We start from the raw sequence: 22,882 nt of genomic DNA, 5'->3' as shown, positions 1-22,882 counted from the left end.
AGAGGAACGAAAAACGAACGTTTCTGTTTGTTTACGGTGCACCTATGCCTTTCCTCATCCAACTCCTACTTGGCTATCATAGAGCCACCTACAATCTACACAAAAACACACCTGGCCACATTATACTTTATTACATTTCGTTTGCTTACATAACTAATTCTCTGTATCTTTGCAAAAGTTTTGTAGGTGTTGGCAAATGCTTACAATGAAATTGTGGCATAAATAACTTTGCCACGCAGTCTTACACATAAAACCACCAGCACACAATGCTGTAATATTGAAGATGATGACATAAAACGAAACTATATACATAACAATAAATAGTATTAGCTAATACTCACTGCATTCCGAAACCGGCAAAATGAAGAAGTGCAAATAGTGAATAGAGGTTGATGCTCACGCTTGGCGTGAGCTTCTTCTTATATTCATTTGTTGCGTGCTTGCCGGTACGTGGAATGCGGATATACAGACGGAGTCCACGCTTTTTTGTAGGCAAGCGGCTCCATAACCCAAATATTCGTACCGTAATGGAGCAACAACCAGAACTTTTAACCACCGAATGGGTGTCTGACAGTGTAGGCACCTATCTCTATCAGAAACGCCCCAAGCGGCGTATAATCTATATCATCGTGTTGGCCGTTGTGTCAGCGGTTGTTATTTCTTTGCCTTTTGTGTATGTAGACATTACCGTTCAAAGCAATGGCTTTGTAAGGCCTAACGGAGAAATTAGCGTTATCACTGCGCCAATGACAGAGACGGTGGAACGCGTTTCGGCCAAGGAGGGCGACAAATTGCGCAAAGGTGATGAGATTTTAAGGTTTAGGACAAGCTCGCCAGACGGAAAGATAACATACCAACAAGAGCGTTCGAAGGAGGCAAGTGCGCAGATTGCAGACCTGGAACTGCTCTCAAAAGGGCAGTGCCCACGGGCTTTTGCATCGGCAGCCCGACAGCAAGAGTACGCCAAATACCTGTCTGAACAATACCGTTTAAAAACCGACTTGCGCCAATATGAAACCGAATGGCGACGCTATAAAGTGCTTTTCGATAAGGGACTGATTAGTGAGAGCGAATATAATGAGCACTATTATCGGTATCAAGACAAGCTGAACGAACTGCATTTGCAACAGACCAACCAAAAGAGCACCTGGAAAACAGAACTTACCAACCTGAAAATGCAATTGAAGGAAACCACTTCCAACCTCATAGAAACGCGCAGCAACCGAAACGTATATGTTGTTAGAAGTCCCATCAATGGCACGTTAGAGCAGTTTTCGGGCATATACCCAGGCAGTAATTTGCAAGTGGGCGCTACCATTGCCGTGGTTAGTCCCGACACCTCTTTATATATAGAGGCCTACGTTGCGCCTCGCGACATTGCCTTTATACGCGAAAACATGCGCGTGAAGGTGCAGATAGAGTCGTTTAACTATAATGAGTGGGGCACGCTACAAGGCTATGTGCAACACATCTCGTCTGATTACATTCGCAACAACAATGGCGAAAGCTACTATAAGGTTAAGTGCAAACTGACGAAAAACTATCTCGAATTGCGCAACTCCAAGCGAAAGGGTTATGTAAAGAAGGGCATGGCGGGCATTGTGCACTTCGTTGTTACGCGCCGCTCTTTGTTCAACCTGCTTTATAAAAACATCGACGAGTGGGCAAACCCCACACAATATCAGTCAACCGCAACCGACAAAGCGCATTAAACAAAAAACACACATGCAAAACAAAGGCATAAAAATTAAGCAACAAGACATTACCGATTGCGGAGCGGCATCGTTGGCCTCGGTATGCGCCCATTACGGGTTGGCATTCCCCATTGCTCGCATTCGGCAATACGCTTTTACCGATAAGAAAGGCACTAACGTGCTGGGTATGATTGAGGCGGCTGGTAAATTGGGGTTCGAGGCCAAAGGAGTTCGTGCCGAACCAGAGGCGTTGAAGATGATTTCGCTGCCCGCCATCGCCCACGTTATCGTAAATGAGGTATTGTATCACTTTGTTGTTGTGTACGGCGTTAGCGACAAACACATCACATATATGGACCCCGCCGACGGCGAAATGCACCGCGTGGCGTGGGATGCGTTCTTAAAACTATGGACTGGGGTCTTGATTTTGTTAGAGCCAAAGGACGATTTTGTGCAAGGCAACATGAAGACCAGCATACCGCAACGTTTCTTCCAACTGTTGCGCCCACACCGGCGAGTAATGGCCGAAGTGTTGTTCGGCGCCGTTGTTTGCAGCATCCTGGGGCTAAGTACGTCGGTTTATGTGGGCAAGATAGTAGACTATGTGCTGGTAGACGAGAACACCAACCTGCTCAACCTCATGGGCGTGGCGATGCTTGCCATCATACTTATACGCGTGTTCATATCCACAACAAAGAGCATCTTGGCATTAAAAACCAGCCAGATGATAGATGCCACACTCATACTGGGCTATTACAAGCACATTTTGCACCTGCCCCAGCAGTTCTTCGACACCATGCGCGTGGGCGAAATCATTTCGCGCGTGAACGATGCCGTGAAGATACGCACGTTTATCAACAACGTATTGGTAGACCTGGTGGTGAATGTGCTGATACTGATTTTCGCTGTTGGGGTGATGTTTGTCTATTCGTGGAAACTGGCCTTGGTTACATTGGTCTCTGCACCATTGTTTTTCGTGGTGTTCTTTTTGTTCAACCGGCTCAACAAACGCTATCAACGAAAGATTATGGAGACGGCAGCCGACTTGGAGTCGCAATTGGTGGAATCGCTTAATGCCATCACCACCATTAAGCGTTTCGGCATAGAGGCGCACGCCAACCTGAAAACCGAATCGCGTTTTGTACGCCTGCTGCGCAACACATACGTAAGTGCGCAAGGCGCAATATTCGCCAACAACGGCATCGATGTTGTATCTTCTGTCGTTACGGTGGCGGTGTTGTGGGTTGGAAGCAACCTTGTTATCAACCAGACGCTCACCCCTGGTAGCCTGATGATATTCTATTCGCTGATAGGCTATGTGCTTTCGCCCATCGGCTCGTTGATAAGTTCTAACCAAACCATACAAGATGCACAGATTGCTGCCGATCGCCTGTTTCAGATTTTAGACCTTGAAACGGAGAATACAGACGTTTCCACGAAGGTGAAGATGGAACCCGACATGGTTGGCGACATCGTGTTCGACAACGTTTCTTTCCGATATGGCTCGCGCAAGCAGGTGTTTTCGTCGCTCAGTCTTGTTATCCCCAAGGGCAAAACCACGGCTGTTGTAGGCGAAAGCGGGTCGGGCAAAACCACCCTCGTATCACTATTGCAGCACATTTATCCCATACAGGCAGGGCGGATAAGCATCGGCCAGTACGACATTGCGATGATAAGCAACGAGAGCCTGCGCCGTTTCATCGGCATCGTTCCGCAGAAAGTGGAACTGTTTTCAGGCACGTTGCTCTCTAACATCTGCCTGGGCGACCTGCAACCCGATATGCGCCGTGTGCTGGACATCATTACGCAGTTGGGCTTAAAAGATTTTGTCGACGGCCTGCCAAAGGGCTTAGACACCATCGTTAGCGAACAAGGTACCACGTTTTCGGGTGGCGAAAGGCAGCGCATAGCCATCGCGCGCGCCCTGTACAAGCAGCCCGAAGTGCTTATCTTCGATGAGGCCACCTCGTCGCTCGACTCCATTTCCGAACGTTTCGTAAAACAAACGCTGCACGCCTTGGCCGCACAAGGCAAAACCATCATCGTTATCGCCCACCGCCTAAGTACCATCAAAGATGCCGACAGGATAGTGGTTATCGACAAAGGAGAGGTGGCCGAATGTGGCACGCACAGCGAGTTGATTGCCCAAAACGGCGTTTTCCAACGCCTCTGGCACGCACAAACCAACGTAATTGACTAACAAACATGGAACTAAGAAACGAAATACACCGACTAAACAGCCTGCACCGACTCATCAAAATGTGCAACACAGGCTCGCCAGACGAACTCGCCCACAAACTGCATATCAGCAAACGGCATCTTTACAACGTACTAGACGACCTGCGCGCACTGGGTGCAAAGATAGATTACAGCCGTAGCGACTACACCTTTTATTACACCAACAGCTTTGAACTTCACCTAGTTTTAATAATATAGTTCAAATGTATTTCATAGAGGAACTGAAAAGAATTCAGAAGATACACCAGCTTATCAGCTGTCAGTGCACAGGTTCACCTGATGAACTGGCAGCGTCCATTTGTGTTTCACGACGTGATTTATATTATATTCTGCATGGGTTGAAGAAAATGGGAGCGAAAATTTGTTATAGTCGAACAAAGAAAACCTTTTACTACACAAATAGATTTAACCTGAATATGCAAATTAAAGTAAGCCTTCTTGGAGAAAAAGAAACAGACATACTTGGAAGTGGAAGTGTAAAAGTCCTGTCAGAGTCGAAAGTCACATGTGATTTTGTTGCACTTAACATCGGATTTTGATAATATCTCTATTGGGAACATACGTTTTTAGCGAATCATAATTTGCTACTTTTGCGTATTCGGCACTTTCCTTGTCTGAATGATAGATGATTAATGGTCGATTTGAGCTGAAATTAATAATATAAGATGTGGTGTTAGGTAAAGCATACCTAGTAGTTTCATACCTTTCTACGAAAAACGGCTTCTTCCGTGCAAAGATTTTGCATGGAGACATAAATTTAGAAAAAACTATTTGCTCTGTCTGATTATATTGAGTACTTTTGAAACACCTTAAGGAATAACCTGCCACGTGACAGACTGTATTAAAACTTTAAAACATAAAATATGAATGCAATAATAAAAGAACTCTCGCATGATGAGACGCTAATGGTAAATGGCGGTGTGAATACCTATTATGGTGGTACATTGCCAGAAGTTGTATGTGTGGGGCACAAGAAAACATTCTGGGATAAGATTCTTGAATATATTCAATCGGTGCCTGGTTTTGATTGGCGCGCAGAATATCAATCAGGCGGATTTGGGCCTTACTAAGGAACACCTCTAATTAATGCCCTACATATTCTAGACATATGTCGTACAAAACAGATACCAATTGTGTTTTGGGGTTTTATATCACGAATGCACAGTTGGTATTTTTTGCATGCCATTTCTATTTGTAAATGCATCTATCCATTTAGTTTATGAAACATCTAATCGATATAAGGAGGTTATTCAGTACGTACGACAAGAGCAATCGCTCTAAAACGTATATCATCACAAAAACCATCGTTCTGTTTCTTGGTCTTTCCGTATGCGCCGAACTTTTTATTGCCGTGTGCTACTTTCTTTTACCATCCAGCATGACAAACCTTGTTCGAACCACTGCCGAATCATTAACGATAAACGGAGTAAAATCTTTCTCGCTGAAAGCATGGGTTTGGGTGATAATCATTGGTCCGATGATGGAGGAAACGACACACAGGCTGTGGCTTTCTATGAAAAAGACACATGTTGCCGTGAGTGTGGCATTCGGTTTGTATTACGTCCTTGGCTTTGTAATGGTAAATTATGTACAGAACCATGTGGTAGGAGCAATAAGTTGCGGGGTAGTGTCTGTGTTTGCTGGCATGATGTTTTATTCTTTGGTTAACGAAGACGCACTAGAAAAGATTAAGTGCAACAGTCTGCTCTACCCTATCCTTGTGTTGCTTGGGTGTATGGCTTTCTCTTTAGCCCATCTAACCAACTATGTGATTAATGTTCACGTGTTGCTGTTTGGTGTTGTTTCGTGTTTTCGACAACTGGCGGGTGGCATTTCCTTATCCTATTTACGAATAAACCTCGGCTTTTTCTATGGCGTTCTGTTTCATTGTTCGACAAACTTGGTTGCTTGTTTGCTTGCAACATTGTGATGCTGTCGTGATGTTGTCAACGCCTATGGCACGTACAAACCAACGTAATAGACTAGCGGGCATGGAACTAAGAAACGAGACACACCGTCTAAACGGGCTACACCGACTTATCAAAATGTGCAACACAGGGGTGCCAGACGAACCTACCCAAAGGCTGCACGCCAGTAAACGACATCTAGATAATGTGCAAAACTACCTGCGCGCACTAAGTGCGAGAATGGATTACAGCCGTAGCGGGTACACCTTAGTATCCACTATTTTGAATTTAAGCAGCAATGAAAGTCAATTTTAAATCTGAAAATGAAATAACATTAATGTTTTAGCGTTCATATTAGGAACAAGCAAATTGAACTAAGCTTTATTAAACATGACTGTCATATCAAAAGACGATAAGCTTGAATGGGTGGCATATCTAGTGATTGGCTGTTTGGGATTTTGGTTTCTTCTAAGTATATGTCTCATACTGTTAGAGAACGACTTCTCTGCCTTCATCAAGTTTCCACTAGCCTTATTAGCATCGGGAGTCACCCTATATGCCTTCAAAAAGTACTTGGGATGGTATGTAGAAGATGGCGCACGCCTATCAGCCTTTGGACAAATACGTAAAGTTGGTGTGGGCTGGCTGGTGTCTGCGCTGTATCTTTTCACTATTTTAATTTGCTTATTCGCAACCAGGCACTACTCGGTGGCACACCTTAACTTCAACTTAGGCCATCAGTTAAGTTGGTTGTCGATTTTTTTACTGGCTGCCGTAATCGAAGAAATTATAGCCCGCGGCATTGTGTTTAGGCTCATAACTGATAAGTGGAATGTAGTTGCAGGACTAGTGGTGTCCTCTATTACCTTTGGTTTTGTGCACCTTTTCAACCCCAACACCACGGCATTGTCTTGTTTAAGGATAGCAATTACAGGCGGTTGGTTGTGTGGCATAGCCTATGCTTACCATCGAACGCTGTGGGTTCCCATTGGCATCCATTGGGCGTGGAACTACATGCAAAGCAACATCTTCGAACACAGCGTGCCAGGAAGTGCGCTAAACAGCCCTCCCATTCTTATATTGGCTTCGAAAGGGGTAAAGTTTCCTGCTGGTATAGAGTTCGATACAGAGGTTTCTATTATTTCAACAGCGATTGGCGTTGCCATATCTGCCGTTTATACCATCCTATATTTTAAGAAGAAGGCGAGATTTAAAACAGGAGAAGATGTTGCGCCAGTATTCTAGCACTCATAATAACACTAAACTTTTTAAAGCTCATGATCATCATATCTAAAGACGACAACTTGGCGTGGGGCTGCTATCTTGTCTTAGGCGTTTTGGCATTCCTTATTATTCCAGGAGTTGTTGGGTATGTATTGTTGCTCAACATTCCAGCCTACGCCGCCGTACCCTTATCCACAATAGCGGCGGTTGCTACGCTATATGCCTTTAAGAAGTATCTAAGCTGGTATGTGGAGAATGGTGAAAGCTTGTCTTTTAGGGGCAAGATGCGGATGATGGGCATTGGCTGGGCGGTTTCGGTTGTTAACTTCTTGGCGATAATCGTGTGCCTATTCCTATGCGGATGTTATCGCATTGTGAACGTTGAGCTCGATGTAGCCAGTCAGCTCAGTTGGCTGTCGCTTTTCTTGTTGGTGGGCGTGGTGGAGGAAGTTATTTTCCGCGGCATTCTTTTTAGGCTCATAGCCGACAAGTGGAACATAGCCGTTGGCCTTACAACATCGTCTTTGCTATTTGGACTGGCACATTTGGGAAACCCCGGTGCCACACTATGGGCGGCGTTGGCAATAGCCCTTGCCTCGGGCTGGCTTTTCGGAATGGCCTACGCCTACCACCAAACGATATGGGTGCCCGTTGGCATGCACTGGGCATGGAACTATCTTGAAGGGGGTGTTTTCGGCTGTGCCGTATCGGGTACGCCACTAGATTACCGGCCACTTATTACCCCAAGGATAAGCGGGACAGACTTATTGTCGGGTGGAGCGTTTGGGCCGGAGGCCTCGATTATATGTGTTGCGATAGGCATTGGCATCTCTATCGTTTACACCATGCTGTATATCAAGAAGAGGAAAAGGCTTGGAGCAAAACCCGAAATGCTGTTTTGACGGCGGTTTTCAAGGCGACAGGCAATGGTCACAAGCGATGAACGAAGGTGGCAATGCGGTTATAATGTTTTGCAAAACGCACGTGGCAAACCACCTCCTTCTAGCGAAAAGGGCAGCCATAGTGTTAAAATTCGTGTGCAAAAGAAGACAAGGGATAAGGCGGCAGCGGGCGAGTTAAAGGGTTTACGGGCCTTTATCACTCCTTCTTCCCTCCTCTACTTTCAAGTCTAAACCGCTTGGGCGACTTGCCGGAATGTTGCTTAAAATACTTGCCAAAGAACGATTGGTTGGGGAAGCCTAGCGTTGCAACAATCTCTTTGATGCTTTGGTCGCTGTAAAGCAACAGCTGGCGGGCATCGCTCATCACCACATCGTTAATCCATTGCAGGGCCGTTTTACCCGTTTTCTCTTTCACAACCACCGACAGATAGCTGGGCGTAACGCAAAGTAAGTCGGCATAGTGGGCCACTTCGCGGTGCTTGCGGTAGTTGTTGTACACCGCTACGATAAAGTTTTGCGCCAACTTATCGGTAACGTTCCACGTACCCACTTGCAAATGGTGGCTCAACATGTAGCAGTTAACAATCTCGTAGACAAGCGTTCGGCACATCGACGACAACAGTTCGGTAATTACTTGGGGGTTAGGCGAGTTGGCATAACTCTCGTTTTCGTGCGCTTCGCGCGCCATAAGCGTCTGCATCTGCGTTAAGATGCGGTCGTACTGGCTCACAGAGAGCGAAAGGAACGGATGTTCGCTGAAATACAATCCCGTGGTGATGTCCATCGTTTTGTTCACTATGCCCATGATGAAGTCGTAGTCAACATACAACACTATGCCGCGCAGGTCGTTGCTGAACGAGGCGATGTTGGAGTGTATCACCGGCGGAATGAAAAGCGAGTCGCCCTTATTAACATGGTAGGCCTTACCATCAAGGTTCACGCTTACGCTGCCTTGCGTGCATAGAAACAAGGCAAATATACGATAATTGGTAGATAAACTTCGCCTTGTTTCGGTCTCGACATCTGCAGAAGTAAAGCTACGTAGTGTGAAAGGAAGTTGCAATCGTTGTTCCATGTCTTTGTATATATTTATTGCAAATATACCACTTTTCTGGTAAATAAGATGGTAAAATGAGCTATTTTATTTATTAATATATAAAATAGAACACTTTTGAACCATTTTCAACCTTGTGAGAAGCATTTTATATCCTTAATTTTGCACCATCAAACATAAACAAGCCATTTTAATGTGCAGGAGTTGTTATTTCAACTCAAAACTATTTAACTGGCATTTAATACGGATAAGGTAAAAAAAGGAAATATGACAAAAATCAAGTTTATGGCCGCAACTGCGCTCATAGTGGTGCTGAGCGGTTGCAACAGCAAGAAAGAAGAACAAGCCGTTGCACCAATTAAGGTGAAAACGATGGCCGTGCAAACGGGCAACGTGGACGGCAGCCGAACCTATGTGGGCGTTATCCAAGAGAGTTATGGTTCTACATTAAGTTTTGCCACGCTGGGAACGGTGTCGCAGGTGCTGGCCGACGAGGGTCAGGCTGTACGCAAAGGGCAACTGCTGGCCGTGATAGACAAAACCTCGGCGCAAAGCGCACACGACATGGCGATGAGTACACTATCGCAGGCGCGCGACGCTTTTAAACGTTTAGAGCAGCTATATAAGAAAGGAAGTCTGCCTGAAATACGCTTTGTAGACGTGCAAACGAAGTTGGCCGAGGCCGAGGCAGCCGAGCGAATTGCCCGAAAAGCATTGCAAAACTGCGAGTTGCGCGCACCATTCGACGGCTTTATCTCGCAACGAATGGTGGACACGGGCAACAATATGGCACCCGGATTGGGCTGTTTTAAGCTGGTGAAACTAGACCGCGTTGAGATGAAAATCGCCGTTCCCGAAAACGAAATATCGGGCATCAGCAAAGGTCAGACAGTGCCTTTTACGGTTTCTGCCTTGGGCGGAAAAACGTTTGTGGGCAAAGTTACCGAGAAAGGCATACAAGCCAACTTGCTAAGCCATACGTATGATGTTATCGTTAGTCTTCCCAACGCAGGTCATCAGCTGTTGCCAGGCATGGTTTGCAGTGCGCAATTGGCCAGCAAAGGTGGGGCGCAGGGCATCGTTGTGCCGCAAGAGGCGGTGCTGATAGACGGCAGCAAGCCATACGTTTGGGTGGTGGAAGACGGCACTGCGCATCGCCGAGACATATCGCAAGGTGGCGTATGCCAAAGCGGTGTGGTGGTTAATAGCGGCCTTTCGCAAGGCGATAAGGTTATCGTAAACGGACAAAACAAAGTGAGTGAAGGAGCGAATGTGAAAATTTGAAAAGGTGAAAGGGTGAAAAGGTGAAAAGGTGAAAAGATGGCTAACGCTCTTTAAAATTGTCTGTCGATTCCTAGATTTCTAGTTCAGTCTAGCTTTCGGACAAGTCCGACAAGTCTGACTTGTCTGACTTGTCCGAAAGCCTAACGCCACCTATACATTTGGCTTAACTCCTTAACTCCATAACTCCTTAACTCCTAAAGATAAAATATACAAACACACAGATTTATGTCTAAACGCAAAAGAAATATCATAGAAAGTGTGATGCACTACAACAGCATCATGCTCTTGTTGATGGTGGTGCTCATCGGTTTCGGTGTGTTCGCGCTTATCAACATGCCCAAAAACGAGTTTCCTTCTTTCACTATTCGTCAAGGCGTGGTGGCCGCCGTTTATCCCGGCGCCACCTCTGCCGAAGTGGAAGAGCAGGTAACAAAGCCATTGGAAACCTTTCTTTGGGGGTTTAAGGAAATAAAGAAAAACAAAACGCGCTCGCAAACAAAAGACGGAATAACCTACATCTTCGTCGAACTGAACGATGACGTAGCCAACAAAGACGAGTTTTGGAGCAAGTTCAAGATTAAGCTGCAACAATTTAAGGTGTCGTTGCCACAGGGCGTGCTGGCTTTAATTGCCAACGACGACTTCGGCGACACGTCGGCCATGCTCATAACGCTAGAAAGCAAGACCAAAAGCTATCGTGAGCTGCACGAATACATGAACACGCTGAAAGATAACCTACGAACCATCCCCGAACTGGCCAATCTGCGCGTGAGCGGCGAACAGGGAGAAGAGATTGGCGTGTACATCGACCGCGACAAGCTGTCGGACTACGGCATCAATTCGGCCACGCTCTTGGCCAACCTTTCGGCACAAGGCATGACGATGGTAAGCGGAAAGGTAGACGACGGACAGACAACGCGCCCCATACACCTGCGTTCGCAAATGAATACCGAGAACGATGTGGCCAACCGCATCGTCTATTCGGACCCACGCGGCAACGTTATACGCCTGCGAGACATCGCAACCATCAAGCGCGAATACCCACATGCCGACAAATACGTAAAGAACAACGGGCAAAAGTGCATCGTTCTGTCGGTAGAAATGAACGAAGGCAGCAACATCGTGCAGTTCGGAAACAAGGTAAAAGACATTTTGGGGCAGTTCGAAGCATCGCTGCCGCAAGACGTTAGCATCTATACCATCACCGATCAAAGCGAAGTGGTGAACTCTTCGGTGGTGGATTTCCTTAAAGAACTGCTCATCGCCATTGCCTCGGTGGTGGTGGTCATCATGCTTTTGCTGCCCATGCGCGTGGCCAGCGTGGCAGCAAGTACCATCCCCATCACCATATTTATAACCCTTGGCCTGTTCTACGCCCTGGGTTTAGAGCTAAACACCGTAACCCTTGCCTCGCTCATTGTGGCCTTGGGTATGATTGTAGACAACTCCATCGTTATTATCGACTCGTATATCGAGAAGATCGACGAGGGCATGAGCCGCTGGCACGCCGCCACCTACTCGGCCAAAGAGTTCTTTTCGTCTATTTTCAGCGCCACACTGGCCATTTCCATCACCTTCTTCCCGCTATTGCTCACGATGAAAGGCATGATGAAAGACTTCGTAAAGTGGTTCCCACTAGGCATCAGCGTGGTGTTGGGCGCGTCACTCCTTGTTGCCGTGCTGGTAGTTCCTTGGATGCAGTTCACCTTTATACGCAAAGGTTTGAAGAAAGAAGGCAAAGGCGAGGGCAAACAGCGACGTACTTTCCTCGACATCATGCAGAGCTATTACGACCGCCTTATCGAACGCTGCTTTGCCCATCCGTTTATCACCCTAGGCGTCGGTGTTCTCTCGGTTGTTGTTGGTGCCGTGCTCTTTGCCAGCATGCCACAGAAACTTATGCCTCGTGCCGAACGCAACCAATTTGCCGTAGAGATATACTTACCACAAGGAACGAGCATCGAACGAACGGCTGCCGTGGCCGACAGTTTACGCAATATGATGCAAACCGACAAGCGCATACGCAACATATCCACGTTCTACGGCATGTCGTCGCCCCGTTTCCAAACCTCGTATGCGCCCCAACTGGGTGGCACCAACTATGCGCAATTCATCGTGAACACCGAAAGCGACGCCGCCACGATGGCCCTCGTTGACAGTTTCACCACTCGATATACCGACCATTTTGCCGAGGCACAGGTGCGCATTAAGCAGCTGGATTACAGCGATGCCAGTTCGCCTGTGGAGATAAGGTTCAGCGGCGACGACCTCAATGCCATTCATCAAGCCGTTGACAGTGCCACGCGCCGCATGCGTGCCATGCCCGAATTGCTGCTGGTTCGCAACAACTTCGATGGTGCAACGGCGGGGCTTGATGTGCAAATAGACGATTATGAGGCCTCGCGACTGGGCATGAGCAAGAGTCTTTTGGCCTTAAACCTGGCCACGCGCTTTGGCGATGGCGTGCCACTCACCACCGTTTGGGAGGCCGATTATCCCGTAAAGGTGATGCTAAAAGATAGTCATGCGGGGCATCAAACGCCCGAAGACCTAGAAAACGCCACCGTTAGCGGACTGCTACCCGGCGTTAACGTTCCGCTAAGACAAGTGGCTAAGGTGTCGCCCGACTGGACTTACACCTCTATCCACCACCGCAATGGCGTTCGTTCGATGTCGGTTATGGCCGATGCCAAACGCGGACTGAACCTCAACAGCGTTACAGACAAGGTGATTGACGAGGTAAAGAAGATTGAGCTGCCGCAGGGAGTGACCATGAGCGTGGGCGGACAAAGGGAGAAAGACCTAGAAACCGAACCACAGATATACAGCGGTTTGGCCATCTCTATCATTATTATCTTCGCCATATTGCTGTTCCATTTCAAAGACATTCGCATGTCGTTGGTTATCATGCTGTCGTTGTTGTTCTCGCTGTTGGGCGCAGCCACGGGTGTGCTTATCATGGGACAAGAAGTGGGTATCACAGGCATACTGGGCATTATCTCGCTAATGGGTATCATCGTGCGTAACGGAATCATCATGATAGACTACGCCGAAGAACTGCGCGTAGACCATCGCCTGTCGGCAAAACGCGCTGCCCTGCAAGCAGCCCAACGCCGTATGCGCCCAATATTCCTCACAAGTGCGGCCGCATCAATGGGTGTTATCCCAATGGTTATTGCCAACACACCGCTGTGGGGACCAATGGGCGTGGTGGTTTGTTTCGGCACAATCGTCTCGTTGCTGTTCATTGTCACCATGATACCTATCGCCTATTGGATGGTTTTCAGGTGGGAAGACAGGAAAAGAACGTTGAAGATGGAGGCATATTCTAGGAGTTAAGGAGTTATGGAGTTAAGGAGTTAAGCCATTAGCTTAGCCGCTATACATACGGTTTAACTTCTTAACTCCATCACATACGGCTTAACTCCTTAACTCCTTAACTCCATAACTCCTTAACTCCTCAAAAGTTAGCCACTCTGCAACTAGGCAAACGGCTTAACTCCATAACTCCTTTAACTCCTCAAAAGTTTGCCACTCTGCAACTAGGCATACGGCTTAACTCCATAACTCCTTAACTCCTTTAACTCCTCATAAACTCATAAACTCATGAACATCAATAAACTTCCCCTGCTCTTGGCCTTATGCTTGCCCATAGTTGCCAACGCGCAGACAACATATTCGTTAGACCAATGCAAGGCGTTGGCCAAAGAAAACAACGTGAAACTGAAACGGGCACGACTGGAAATAACTGCCGCCAAGGAACAACAGAAAGAGGCGCGAGCCAAGTATCTGCCCACGGTGACGGCCAACGGAACGTATTTCCACGCTACCGACTACTTGGTGCAAGAAGAGTTTTCGCTGTCGCCCGCCGACCAACAGAAGCTAGCAGCCATCGTAAAAGGCGCAGGACTGAACCCCGCCATACTAGCCGCACTGCCCACCAGCTACACTTTGCAAGCCATTAAGCACGGAACGCTGGCGTCGCTCATTGCCATGCAGCCCGTTTTTGCAGGCGGGCGTATCATCAACGCCAACAAGTTGGCCGCCGTGCAAACGCAGGTGAAAGAGCTGATGCTTGAACAAAACGCAGACGAAGTGGCACAAACAACTGAGGTGTATTACAACCAGCTGTTGGCACTCTACGAGCAAGAAAAGACCTTAGATGCTGCCGACAAGCAGTTGGAGAATATCCTTAAAGACGCCAACAACGCCTACGAAGCGGGCGTATCCAACAAGAACGATGTGTTGAGCGTGAAGTTGAAACAAAACGAAATGGCGGTGAACCGCTTGAAACTCAACAACGGCATCTCGCTTTGTAAGATGGTTTTGGCACAATACATCGGCAAACAAGGCGAAGAAATCGATATCGACCGTTCGCTTACCACCGAGTTGCCCGATCCACGGCAACTCTCCGTGAACCACGCCTCGGCCTTAGAGCAACGCACCGAGATGCGTTTGCTCGACAAAAAGGTGGAGGCCAACCGCCTGCTAACGCGCGTTAAGCGTGGCGAAATGATGCCTACACTGGCCATTGGCGTGGCGGGCATGTACCACGACCTCACGAATAAGGGCCGCACCAACGTGATAGGACTAGCCACACTGAGCGTGCCCATCAGCAATTGGTGGGGCAATCGTGGCCTGAAACGTCAGAAAATTGCCGAACAAATTGCCGTGGAAGAAAAGGAAGACAGCAGACAGCTGCTGCTCATCCAGATGCAAAACGCATACGACAACCTTGAAACGGCCTACAAACAAATACAACTAGCCAAGCTGAGCATGGAGCAAGCTGCCGAAAACTTGCGCCTAAACCAAGACTTCTACGAGGCTGGCACGGGCACAATGAGCAACCTGCTTGATGCCCAAACGCAAGACCAAAAGGCGCGTAACCAGTACAGCGAGGCTGTTGTGGCTTACCTAAATGCCCGCACCGCCTATCTCAAAGCCACTGGCAGATAGGCGCGGCGCATGTAATGCGGTGTCGATGCAACGGCGGTTCGATGGTCAATAGGCCGAAGTGGCCCATTCACTCAACAGCGATAAAGGGCTAGTTTAATGGCCATGCACCATCAGTTAGCTTGCAACTGCCAATCAACTTGATAGCCATGCACTATCAGTTAGCTTGCAGCAGGCGGTCAACTTAATGGGCATGCACCATCAGTTAACTTGCAGCAGGCAGTCAACTTGATAGCGATGACCCTGTTGATTGGCCGTCGAACTCCGCACATTCGTTTCTCCTTTGGCGCATCAACGCCTTTGTGTGCAGACATCCCGAACAGTCTTTTCTGTTCGGGATGTCTTGTATATAGGCCTTAAACTTCTCCGCATGCTCTTCTTTCTGCGCATGCCGTTCCCCATTCAATGTATTCTCTACAAGCTGAAAATGGGCTGTCAATGGCAGATTGTTCCTGCGTTTCCATGATGTTGTCTCCGTTGGCCGTGAGCAGCATGCCCTGCAAACGCTCGCGCTGGTAGTTGTAAACGTACGTGTTTCTGTGCCGTTGCCCACGCGCGTGTATGCAGCACAATCGTTTTTGTCTAGTTTTCAGTAGGAAATTTAACATGATAAGTGCCCTTTTTGTTCACCAATCGCTCACCTTGCCGCAAAAAATCGATTCTCGCGAAGGTTTGTTTTGATGCAAAAAGGGGTTAGCACGCCAATGTGGAAAAATGAATTTATATTCCAAAGAACTGGTATTTGCACCAACTTTTGGGCGTTTTGCAGCAAAATGGTGTGTAATTTGCGGCAAAACACAGTGCGTTTTGGTGCTAAATGCAGTGCGTTTTGGTGCTAAACGCAAGGCAAAATGCTGCTAAATGCAAGGTAAAAAGGTGCAAAACGCAGTGCTTAATGCCGTTTAATGCGGAACGAAAAGCATAAATATCCACTAAAAGTGTATAAACAAAACCTTTTCGAACCATGAAACACATGGTCAAAAAGGGTAAAATAGGCGTTAAAAGTGGGGTTTTAGGGGCTAAAAGTGGGTAATTTGGGGCTGAAAAAATACGGGTCGGCAACCAATCTAGAAAGGCAAAATGGTGCAAAATGCAGGTTTTCTTCCCCAAAACAGACAAGGCGAAAGGCGTGGAAAGCCAGAAATAGTAGTTGTTTACCTACCTTTTAACCTGTCTTTTCGCTAGAACGGAGTGAAAATAAGAGCGATATTGTAAAATAAAATTTAAGATTTTTCAGTTGACAAGTTAACGAGTTGGCAAGTTAACAAGTTGACAAGTTAATAAGTTGACAAGCTGGCAAGTACATTTTACCCCAGTTTAAAGCTTGTAAGAGAGTTAACGAAAGTTATATACAAGTATCGTGTTAGCGTATTGGCGTATATGTATTAGAAGTTAACAGTATATATGGACAAACGTATCGAAGATTTATATCAACAATACTTATCGGGGCAACTGTCGGCAGAAGATTTTGAGGAGTTGCAACGCAAGGTGACGAAAGCCACCGATGAGGAGTTGTGGAACTTGATGTGTGAAGACTTTTCCATGTCGTCTGAATTGGCTGAAATGAGCGATGAGTCGCAGCAAAGAATATGGCAACGCATTCATGATGAGATACAAAAGGGGCAACGGCGCAAGTTCGTTCACACGCTTTTGCGCTATGCGGCGGTGGTAGTGGTGGTGCTATCCCTGCTTGGTGGCGGTTATTGGGGCCTCCGTTCGCTTAACTCGGCAACGCCCGTCTACACCTATGTAAACGTAAAGGCCGGCAGCAAGAGCGTGATAACGTTGCCCGACGGAACCCACGTCAGCTTGAACGGAAACAGTCAGTTGCGTTACAACGTGGTGCCCAAAGTGCATCGCGAAGTGGTGTTGATGAAAGGCGAGGCTTACTTTGATGTGGCCAAAGATGCCAACTGCCCTTTTCGGGTGCATGTAAACGACATGCAAATCGAAGTGTTGGGCACAACGTTTAATGTGCGATGCCATTCGGGCGAAATAGAGACGGCTTTGTTTTCAGGCGCGGTTCGTCTTTCGGCCAAAGGCCTTCGGCAGGCTTATCAACTTTTGCCAGGTAAGAAGTCTGTTTATCAACCCGCATCGCATAACATCGAGATTTGCGACAATGATGGCGCCAGCGACGGAAGATGGAAAGACGGCTATTTGGCGTTTAGCAGCAAACCGCTCGGCGAAGTGCTGCACGAAATCGAGAATTGGTATGGCGTAACAATCCAACTTCGCAACCGGCATTTGGCAAACGACCTACTCACAGGTTCGTTTTATCATGAAACATTAGAAAGTGTGCTCCACTCGTTGAGCATGCAATATGGCTTTAAGTATCGTGTAAATCGTGGTTATGTAGTTATTGAATAAACAAAACCTAAAAACCTATATCAGATGGCAGGCAATCTAAAAAGTAGAAGGAAGGGCCTTCTTCGTTTCTTGTTGATGATGGTATTGTTGCTTGTACCAACAATGTTGTCGGCCCAGCGCGGCAATGTCAGTCTTAATCTTCAAAACGAAGAAGTGAGCCAATTTATTCGGCAAGTAGAGAAACAAACAAAATATACGTTTGTGTATCGCAACAACGTACTTCAACCCAAGACAAAAGTTACGTGCGTGTGTAAGGATTGGCCGTTGGAGAAAGCACTTGCACATGTGTTCTCTTCGTTGGGCATTCAATACTCTTTCAACAACAATACCATCGTATTGGTGAAGGGAAAGGTTGAGAATGCTGAGCGGAAGGGAACGAAATCGACAGAAGGAAAGAACGCAGACACAACGGATAAGAAGAAACTGTGGGGCATCGTTCGCGACGAAAGTGGCGAGCCGATTATTGGTGCCAGCGTTTTAGTTAAAGGCACGAAGGTGGGCACGGTTACAAACGCGGAGGGCGAGTTCTCGTTGGATGTTCCTGCCAGTGGCATGCTCGTAATTTCTTATATGGGCTTTGCCACACGCGAGGTTCCCATCAAAAACAATTCGAACTTAAAGATTACTTTAAACGAAGACGAGGCGCAAAACCTCAACGAAGTGGTGGTTGTGGGCTATGGCACGCAGAAGAAAGCATCGGTAACGGGGGCTATCGCATCGGTAACGACAAAAGATTTGGTGCAGACCCCACAGGCCAACATCAGTAACATGCTGGTGGGTAAGATGCCCGGACTGATTGCCATGCAGCGAAGTGGCGCGCCAGGCGAAGACAATTCTACGCTGTTAATTCGCGGTGTGAGTACGTTTTCCGACAATACGGCGCCGTTGGTGATGATTGACGGAGTGGAACGTCCCAATTATAACGGACTTGACCCCAACGAAATTGAATCGGTAAGCATACTTAAAGATGCCTCGGCTACCGCCATTTATGGTGTTCGCGGCGCAAATGGCGTTATCTTAATTACTACGCGGAAAGGGCAGAAGGGCAAACCCCATTTAAGCTATTCGGGCAATGTAGCCGTTCAATCACCTACCGCTTTACCTCATTATCTGAACAGCGCACAATATTGCGAGATGTATAACGAGGCGTTGAAGAACGATGCCTATACAAAGGGCACATCTTACGTTCCACGTTTTTCCGACGAAGACATAAGGCTCTATCGCGACGGAACCGACCCCATTATGCACCCTAATACGGATTGGGTGGGAACGTTCTTGCGTAAAGTCTCGTTGCGCACGCAACACAACTTCAACATATCGGGCGGCACAGACCGTGTGAAGTATTTTATCTCTGCCGGCTTTTTTAATCAGGGTGGCATGTACAAATACACAAAAATAGACCGCGACCATGATGTGAATGCCTCGGACACACGTTATAACTTCCGCTCAAATCTCGACTTTAACATCACACAAGACTTCAAGGCCGTTGTGCAGTTGTCTACCCAGATAAACGACATCCGTACGCCGGGCCTTGGCAATAGCAACCTGTGGAAAGAAATATCTTGGGCCACTCCGTTGGGTACTCCCGGCATGGTGGACGGAAAGTTGGTTCGCCTTGAAAACACCATCGACGACGAAAACCCTTGGCAAGCCTTGTTGAACAATGGCTATAAAAACACCTTTGCCAATACCATCAATACAACGCTGCGCTTTGAGTACGACCTGTCGCGGCTGTTGTTGAAAGGGTTGTCGGTTCATGCCAGCACCTCTTACGACAGTTATTATAATAGTAGGCGCCTTTCGGTGAAAACCATGCAGACCTTTGTACCGAAGAGAGACCCGAACGACCCCACCCATATTATCCTTGTTCCCCAGAATGAGGCAGGCACTTGGGGCGGTGGTTTCGAGTATGACAAAAACAGGAAGGTGTATTTTGAAACCGGTATTCACTTCGACCGAACATTTGGAAAGCATCAGGCCACGGCACTCTTGCTTTACAACCAAAGTAAATATTATGCCCCGAACTTGGCTTACCATGTTCCCAATGCCTATCAAGGAATTGTTGGGCGTGTTACTTATGGCTATGCCAATCGGTATTTGGCAGAGTTCAACATGGGTTATAACGGCACGGAGAATTTCGCCGCCGGCCGTCGGTTTGGTTTCTTCCCAGCAGTGTCGGCCGGTTGGGTTGTTAGCGAAGAACCATTCTTCCCTAAGAACAACTGGGTGGTTTACATGAAGTTAAGGGCAACCTATGGCGAGGTAGGTAATGATAAGATTGGTGGCGACCGCTTTTTGTACCTACCCTCTGTCTATGGCGAAACAAGCGGAAAGCTGACGGGCTACAACTTCGGCTCGTCTGCAAACCCCGTTTATTCGCAGATGATAGAAGAGAAACGCTTAGGCAACCCGTTGCTGACATGGGAGAAAGCGCGTAAGCTTAATTTAGGTGTCGACATGAACTTCTTGAAAAATCACCTCACGGTGTCGTTCGATTATTTTAAGGAACGCCGTAACAACATTCTCTCAAACAGAAACAGCGCACCCATGCTGATAGGCGCATCGTTGCCGGCTTATAACATGGGCGAGATGGAAAACGCAGGCTTTGAATTAGACGTGAACTATCGCAATAACATTCGCGACTTTAACTATTGGGGCCGTTTCAACTATTCGTTTGCGCGCAATAAAATTCTTTTTCAAGATGAAGTGCCTGAGAAATATGCCTATCAAATGCGTACTGGTAGGCGCGTAGGGCAGTTCTATGGTCTGCTTTTCGACGGGTTCTATAATTCGTGGGAAGAAATAAACGCACTCGATCGGCCTGTAAGCAGTTGGAACGGCAATCGCTTACAGCCTGGCGACATGCGTTATGTGGATGTGAATAAGGATGGAAAGATAGACATGTACGACATGGTACCCATCGGATATTCGCCAACTCCGGAGATTATCTATGGTTTCTCGGTTGGTTGTAGTTGGCGCGGCATCGACTTCTCCGCCCTCTTTCAGGGCGCATCCCATGTTTCAATCAAATACTTTGGTCGTGCGTTGTGGCCGTTTATCAACGCGCACAACAGCGCAAAGACCTTGATATTGGAGCGTTGGACACAGGAACGCTACGAACGGGGAGAGGCCATAAACTTTCCTCGCTTGTCGATGAGCCCCTCAAGAGATACCGACAATAACTATCAAGACTCTAATTTTTGGATTCGTAATGCCGACTATCTGCGTTTGAAGAACGTTGAGATAGGTTACACTTTTCGCAAGAGCCAACTCAAAGCCTTGGGCTTAGAGAGTTTAAGGCTTTATGTTAGTGGCACTAACCTGTTTACTTGGACAGACGTTATCGACTTAGACCCTGAGGCACCTTCAAAAGGCGGTGCAACAGAAATCAACACCTATCCGTTGCAGAAAATCTATAATGTCGGCATAAATGTTCAATTCTAAAAAACCTTCCTTATGAAAAAGAAATCATTATATATAGCATGGATATTTGCTCCCGCATTGTTGGTTGCCTGTTCCGACTTCCTTGAAACTCCGCCTTCTGTTGATTATGGAGAGAACGAGGTGTTCGCAACACGTGCAGATGCAGAGAAATTGTTGACTACGCTTTATGCCGAGGGCATGCCTTATGGCTTTTGTATGAGCAGTTCTAACACCGACCGCAGGCTGTTGTCGTCTTCTACGTTGGCCTCCGCCTGCGACGAAGGCGAGGATGTTGCTACTTGGGCAATGGGTAATGCCGCATGGAATGCAGGTAACCATACGAACAGCAACTTTACTTGGGACGAAGACTGCCGCTTTTATTTGCGAAACCACACTACACGTGTGGCAAACCTTATATTGAAACGCATTCATGAAGTGCCTTTCGATGAAGGAGACCCCGATTTTAATAAACGCGCAACGGGCGAGGCCTACTTCATGAGAGCCATGTTGCTGTGGGAAGGCGTGTATCGTTATGGCGGTATGCCGATTGTAAGAGAAGTGATTGACCCAACCGACTTCTCACAACGTTCTCGCAGTTCTTTTGCCGATTGCATTGATTCTATTCTTGTAGATTGCGACCGCGCCACACGTTATCTGCCCGATTATTATACCGATAACACTAAGCTTGGGCGTGTTACGCGCATTGCCGCCTTGGCTTTGAAGGCACGGGTGTTGCTTTATGCAGCAAGTCCGCTGTTCAATACCAATACGCCTTACATGGCTTTTCCTGGGCATGAAGAACTTATTGGTTATGGAAATTATGACAAGGAACGTTGGAAAAAGGCAGCCGACGCAGCCAAAGCCACTATTGATGCCGCGCTTAATTCGGGGCATTATCGGCTGTATAACACGGGCAATCCCGATAAAGACTATGAGGATGTGTGGACCATTCCAGATAATGAAGAAATTATTTTGGGTAACATGAAGTATAGGAACTTCAAGACAACGAGCCGTCCTTTGGTTGCAAATCTGCCTACATGGGCGATGAATAAGGCTTGGGGCGATGCCGGACTGTATGTGACATTCAACTTTGTTCGGCATTATGAGAAACGTGCTGATGGCGAACCCGCAGATTGGAATATGAACGGAGGCGACAACCTTATTGACATCTATAACAGTCTTGACCCACGATTTAAGCAAACCGTTGCTTATCACAGCAGTAGTTGGAACGATGAAATTCCGTTTATCAACTTCCTTGAAGGCGGAGCCGAGAAATCAAAGATGGACCGCACATGCCATTTGCTCCACAAGTGGGTTCCCCGCATACTACATGTAAATGGCAGCAACACAGCCAATGTGCAATGGCCAGTGTTTAGGTTGGCAGAACTATATTTAAACTATGCAGAGGCACTTAACGAATACGAGAGTGCACCACCACAGGCAGCTTATGATGCTGTGAACCTTATTCGGTCGCGTGCGGGCATGCCCGATTTCCCTGCGGGAATGACGAAAGAGGCCTTCCGAACGAAACTTCGTAACGAGCGTTCGGTAGAGTTGGCATTCGAAGACCACCGCTTTTGGGATATTCGGAGATGGCGCATCGCTGGCGAAGAAGGCGTGATGAAGGGTAAGTTTTACGGTTTGAAAATTCATTCCACGGATGGAAACAAGACCCATATCCACTATGAGCCGTATGTGTTTGAGCATCGCTTTTGGAATGATAACTGTTATTTATATGCCATTGACCAAAAGGAAGTAAATAAAGGCTACCTCATCCAAAACCCAGGATGGTAAATATAAGGTAAATATATGGTACGTTATAGTATGCCTTAA

At 47.2% G+C, this 22,882-nt stretch carries 16 protein-coding genes; 14 read left to right on the top strand and 2 right to left on the bottom strand.

What is annotated here, in order from left to right; genetic code table 11:
• The first annotated feature begins 527 nt into the window (after positions 1–527).
• From HMPREF0670_RS08825 to HMPREF0670_RS08790, 8 genes are all read left to right on the top strand, one after another.
• On the top strand, positions 528–1,712 hold the full coding sequence (locus tag HMPREF0670_RS08825; protein ID WP_009230817.1) for an HlyD family secretion protein: 1,185 nt from the start codon (positions 528–530) through the stop codon (positions 1,710–1,712).
• A gap of 13 nt (positions 1,713–1,725) precedes the next feature.
• Positions 1,726–3,894: a peptidase domain-containing ABC transporter gene (locus HMPREF0670_RS08820; RefSeq protein WP_009230816.1), complete on the top strand. Its 2,169-nt coding sequence runs from the start codon at positions 1,726–1,728 to the stop codon at positions 3,892–3,894.
• Positions 3,895–3,899: 5 nt separating this feature from the next.
• Positions 3,900–4,130, top strand: a complete 231-nt coding sequence (locus tag HMPREF0670_RS08815; protein WP_009230815.1) for an HTH domain-containing protein — start codon at positions 3,900–3,902, stop codon at positions 4,128–4,130.
• 5 nt (positions 4,131–4,135) lie between these two features.
• Positions 4,136–4,471, top strand: a complete 336-nt coding sequence (locus HMPREF0670_RS16710; RefSeq protein ID WP_052296872.1) for a hypothetical protein — start codon at positions 4,136–4,138, stop codon at positions 4,469–4,471.
• A gap of 324 nt (positions 4,472–4,795) precedes the next feature.
• The gene (locus tag HMPREF0670_RS08805; protein WP_009230814.1) at positions 4,796–5,002 is read left to right on the top strand and encodes a hypothetical protein; all 207 of its coding nucleotides are present in this window, start codon (positions 4,796–4,798) and stop codon (positions 5,000–5,002) included.
• 149 nt (positions 5,003–5,151) lie between these two features.
• Entirely contained in the window at positions 5,152–5,862 is a 711-nt protein-coding gene (locus HMPREF0670_RS16325; RefSeq protein WP_009230813.1) for a hypothetical protein, read from the top strand.
• Between the two features lie 367 nt (positions 5,863–6,229).
• Entirely contained in the window at positions 6,230–7,084 is an 855-nt protein-coding gene (locus HMPREF0670_RS08795; protein WP_009230812.1) for a CPBP family intramembrane glutamic endopeptidase, read from the top strand.
• A 32-nt stretch (positions 7,085–7,116) separates the two neighbouring features.
• Positions 7,117–7,965 carry a CPBP family intramembrane glutamic endopeptidase gene (locus tag HMPREF0670_RS08790; protein WP_009230811.1) on the top strand — a complete coding sequence of 283 codons (849 nt, stop codon included), beginning with the start codon at positions 7,117–7,119 and terminating at the stop codon, positions 7,963–7,965.
• A 196-nt stretch (positions 7,966–8,161) separates the two neighbouring features.
• On the opposite strand, the gene HMPREF0670_RS08785 is transcribed toward HMPREF0670_RS08790, so the two are convergent.
• On the bottom strand, positions 8,162–9,040 hold the full coding sequence (locus HMPREF0670_RS08785; RefSeq protein ID WP_009230810.1) for an AraC family transcriptional regulator: 879 nt from the start codon (positions 9,038–9,040) through the stop codon (positions 8,162–8,164).
• 246 nt (positions 9,041–9,286) lie between these two features.
• On the opposite strand from HMPREF0670_RS08785, the gene HMPREF0670_RS08780 reads away from it, so the two are divergent.
• The 3 genes from HMPREF0670_RS08780 (at position 9,287) to HMPREF0670_RS08770 (ending at position 15,259) form a co-directional block, all read left to right on the top strand.
• Positions 9,287–10,303 carry an efflux RND transporter periplasmic adaptor subunit gene (locus HMPREF0670_RS08780; RefSeq protein ID WP_009230809.1) on the top strand — a complete coding sequence of 339 codons (1,017 nt, stop codon included), beginning with the start codon at positions 9,287–9,289 and terminating at the stop codon, positions 10,301–10,303.
• A gap of 225 nt (positions 10,304–10,528) precedes the next feature.
• Complete coding sequence (locus HMPREF0670_RS08775) at positions 10,529–13,642, top strand: efflux RND transporter permease subunit (protein ID WP_009230808.1); 3,114 nt, start codon at positions 10,529–10,531, stop codon at positions 13,640–13,642.
• Between the two features lie 267 nt (positions 13,643–13,909).
• Positions 13,910–15,259: a TolC family protein gene (locus tag HMPREF0670_RS08770; protein WP_044078008.1), complete on the top strand. Its 1,350-nt coding sequence runs from the start codon at positions 13,910–13,912 to the stop codon at positions 15,257–15,259.
• Positions 15,260–15,612: 353 nt separating this feature from the next.
• On the opposite strand, the gene HMPREF0670_RS08765 is transcribed toward HMPREF0670_RS08770, so the two are convergent.
• Positions 15,613–15,864, bottom strand: a complete 252-nt coding sequence (locus HMPREF0670_RS08765) for a hypothetical protein (RefSeq protein ID WP_044078007.1) — start codon at positions 15,862–15,864, stop codon at positions 15,613–15,615.
• Positions 15,865–16,660: 796 nt separating this feature from the next.
• Between HMPREF0670_RS08765 and HMPREF0670_RS08760 the strand changes: the two genes are divergently transcribed.
• The 3 genes from HMPREF0670_RS08760 to HMPREF0670_RS08750 are packed head-to-tail and all read left to right on the top strand — an operon-like array spanning position 16,661 to position 22,843.
• Complete coding sequence (locus tag HMPREF0670_RS08760) at positions 16,661–17,626, top strand: FecR family protein (RefSeq protein WP_009230805.1); 966 nt, start codon at positions 16,661–16,663, stop codon at positions 17,624–17,626.
• A 24-nt stretch (positions 17,627–17,650) separates the two neighbouring features.
• Positions 17,651–21,070, top strand: coding sequence for a TonB-dependent receptor (locus tag HMPREF0670_RS08755; protein WP_044078006.1), 3,420 nt, complete (start codon positions 17,651–17,653; stop codon positions 21,068–21,070).
• A gap of 12 nt (positions 21,071–21,082) precedes the next feature.
• A complete protein-coding gene (locus HMPREF0670_RS08750) occupies positions 21,083–22,843 on the top strand; it encodes a RagB/SusD family nutrient uptake outer membrane protein (RefSeq protein ID WP_044078005.1) in 1,761 nt (586 codons plus the stop codon).
• Positions 22,844–22,882 lie beyond the last annotated feature (39 nt).

The sequence above is a fragment of the Prevotella sp. oral taxon 317 str. F0108 genome, assembly GCF_000162415.1.
In the GTDB taxonomy this organism is placed as follows: Bacteria; Bacteroidota; Bacteroidia; order Bacteroidales; family Bacteroidaceae; genus Prevotella; species Prevotella conceptionensis.
Note: the sequence above shows the minus strand (reverse complement) of the source record. Positions and strands in the feature narration are given on the sequence as shown.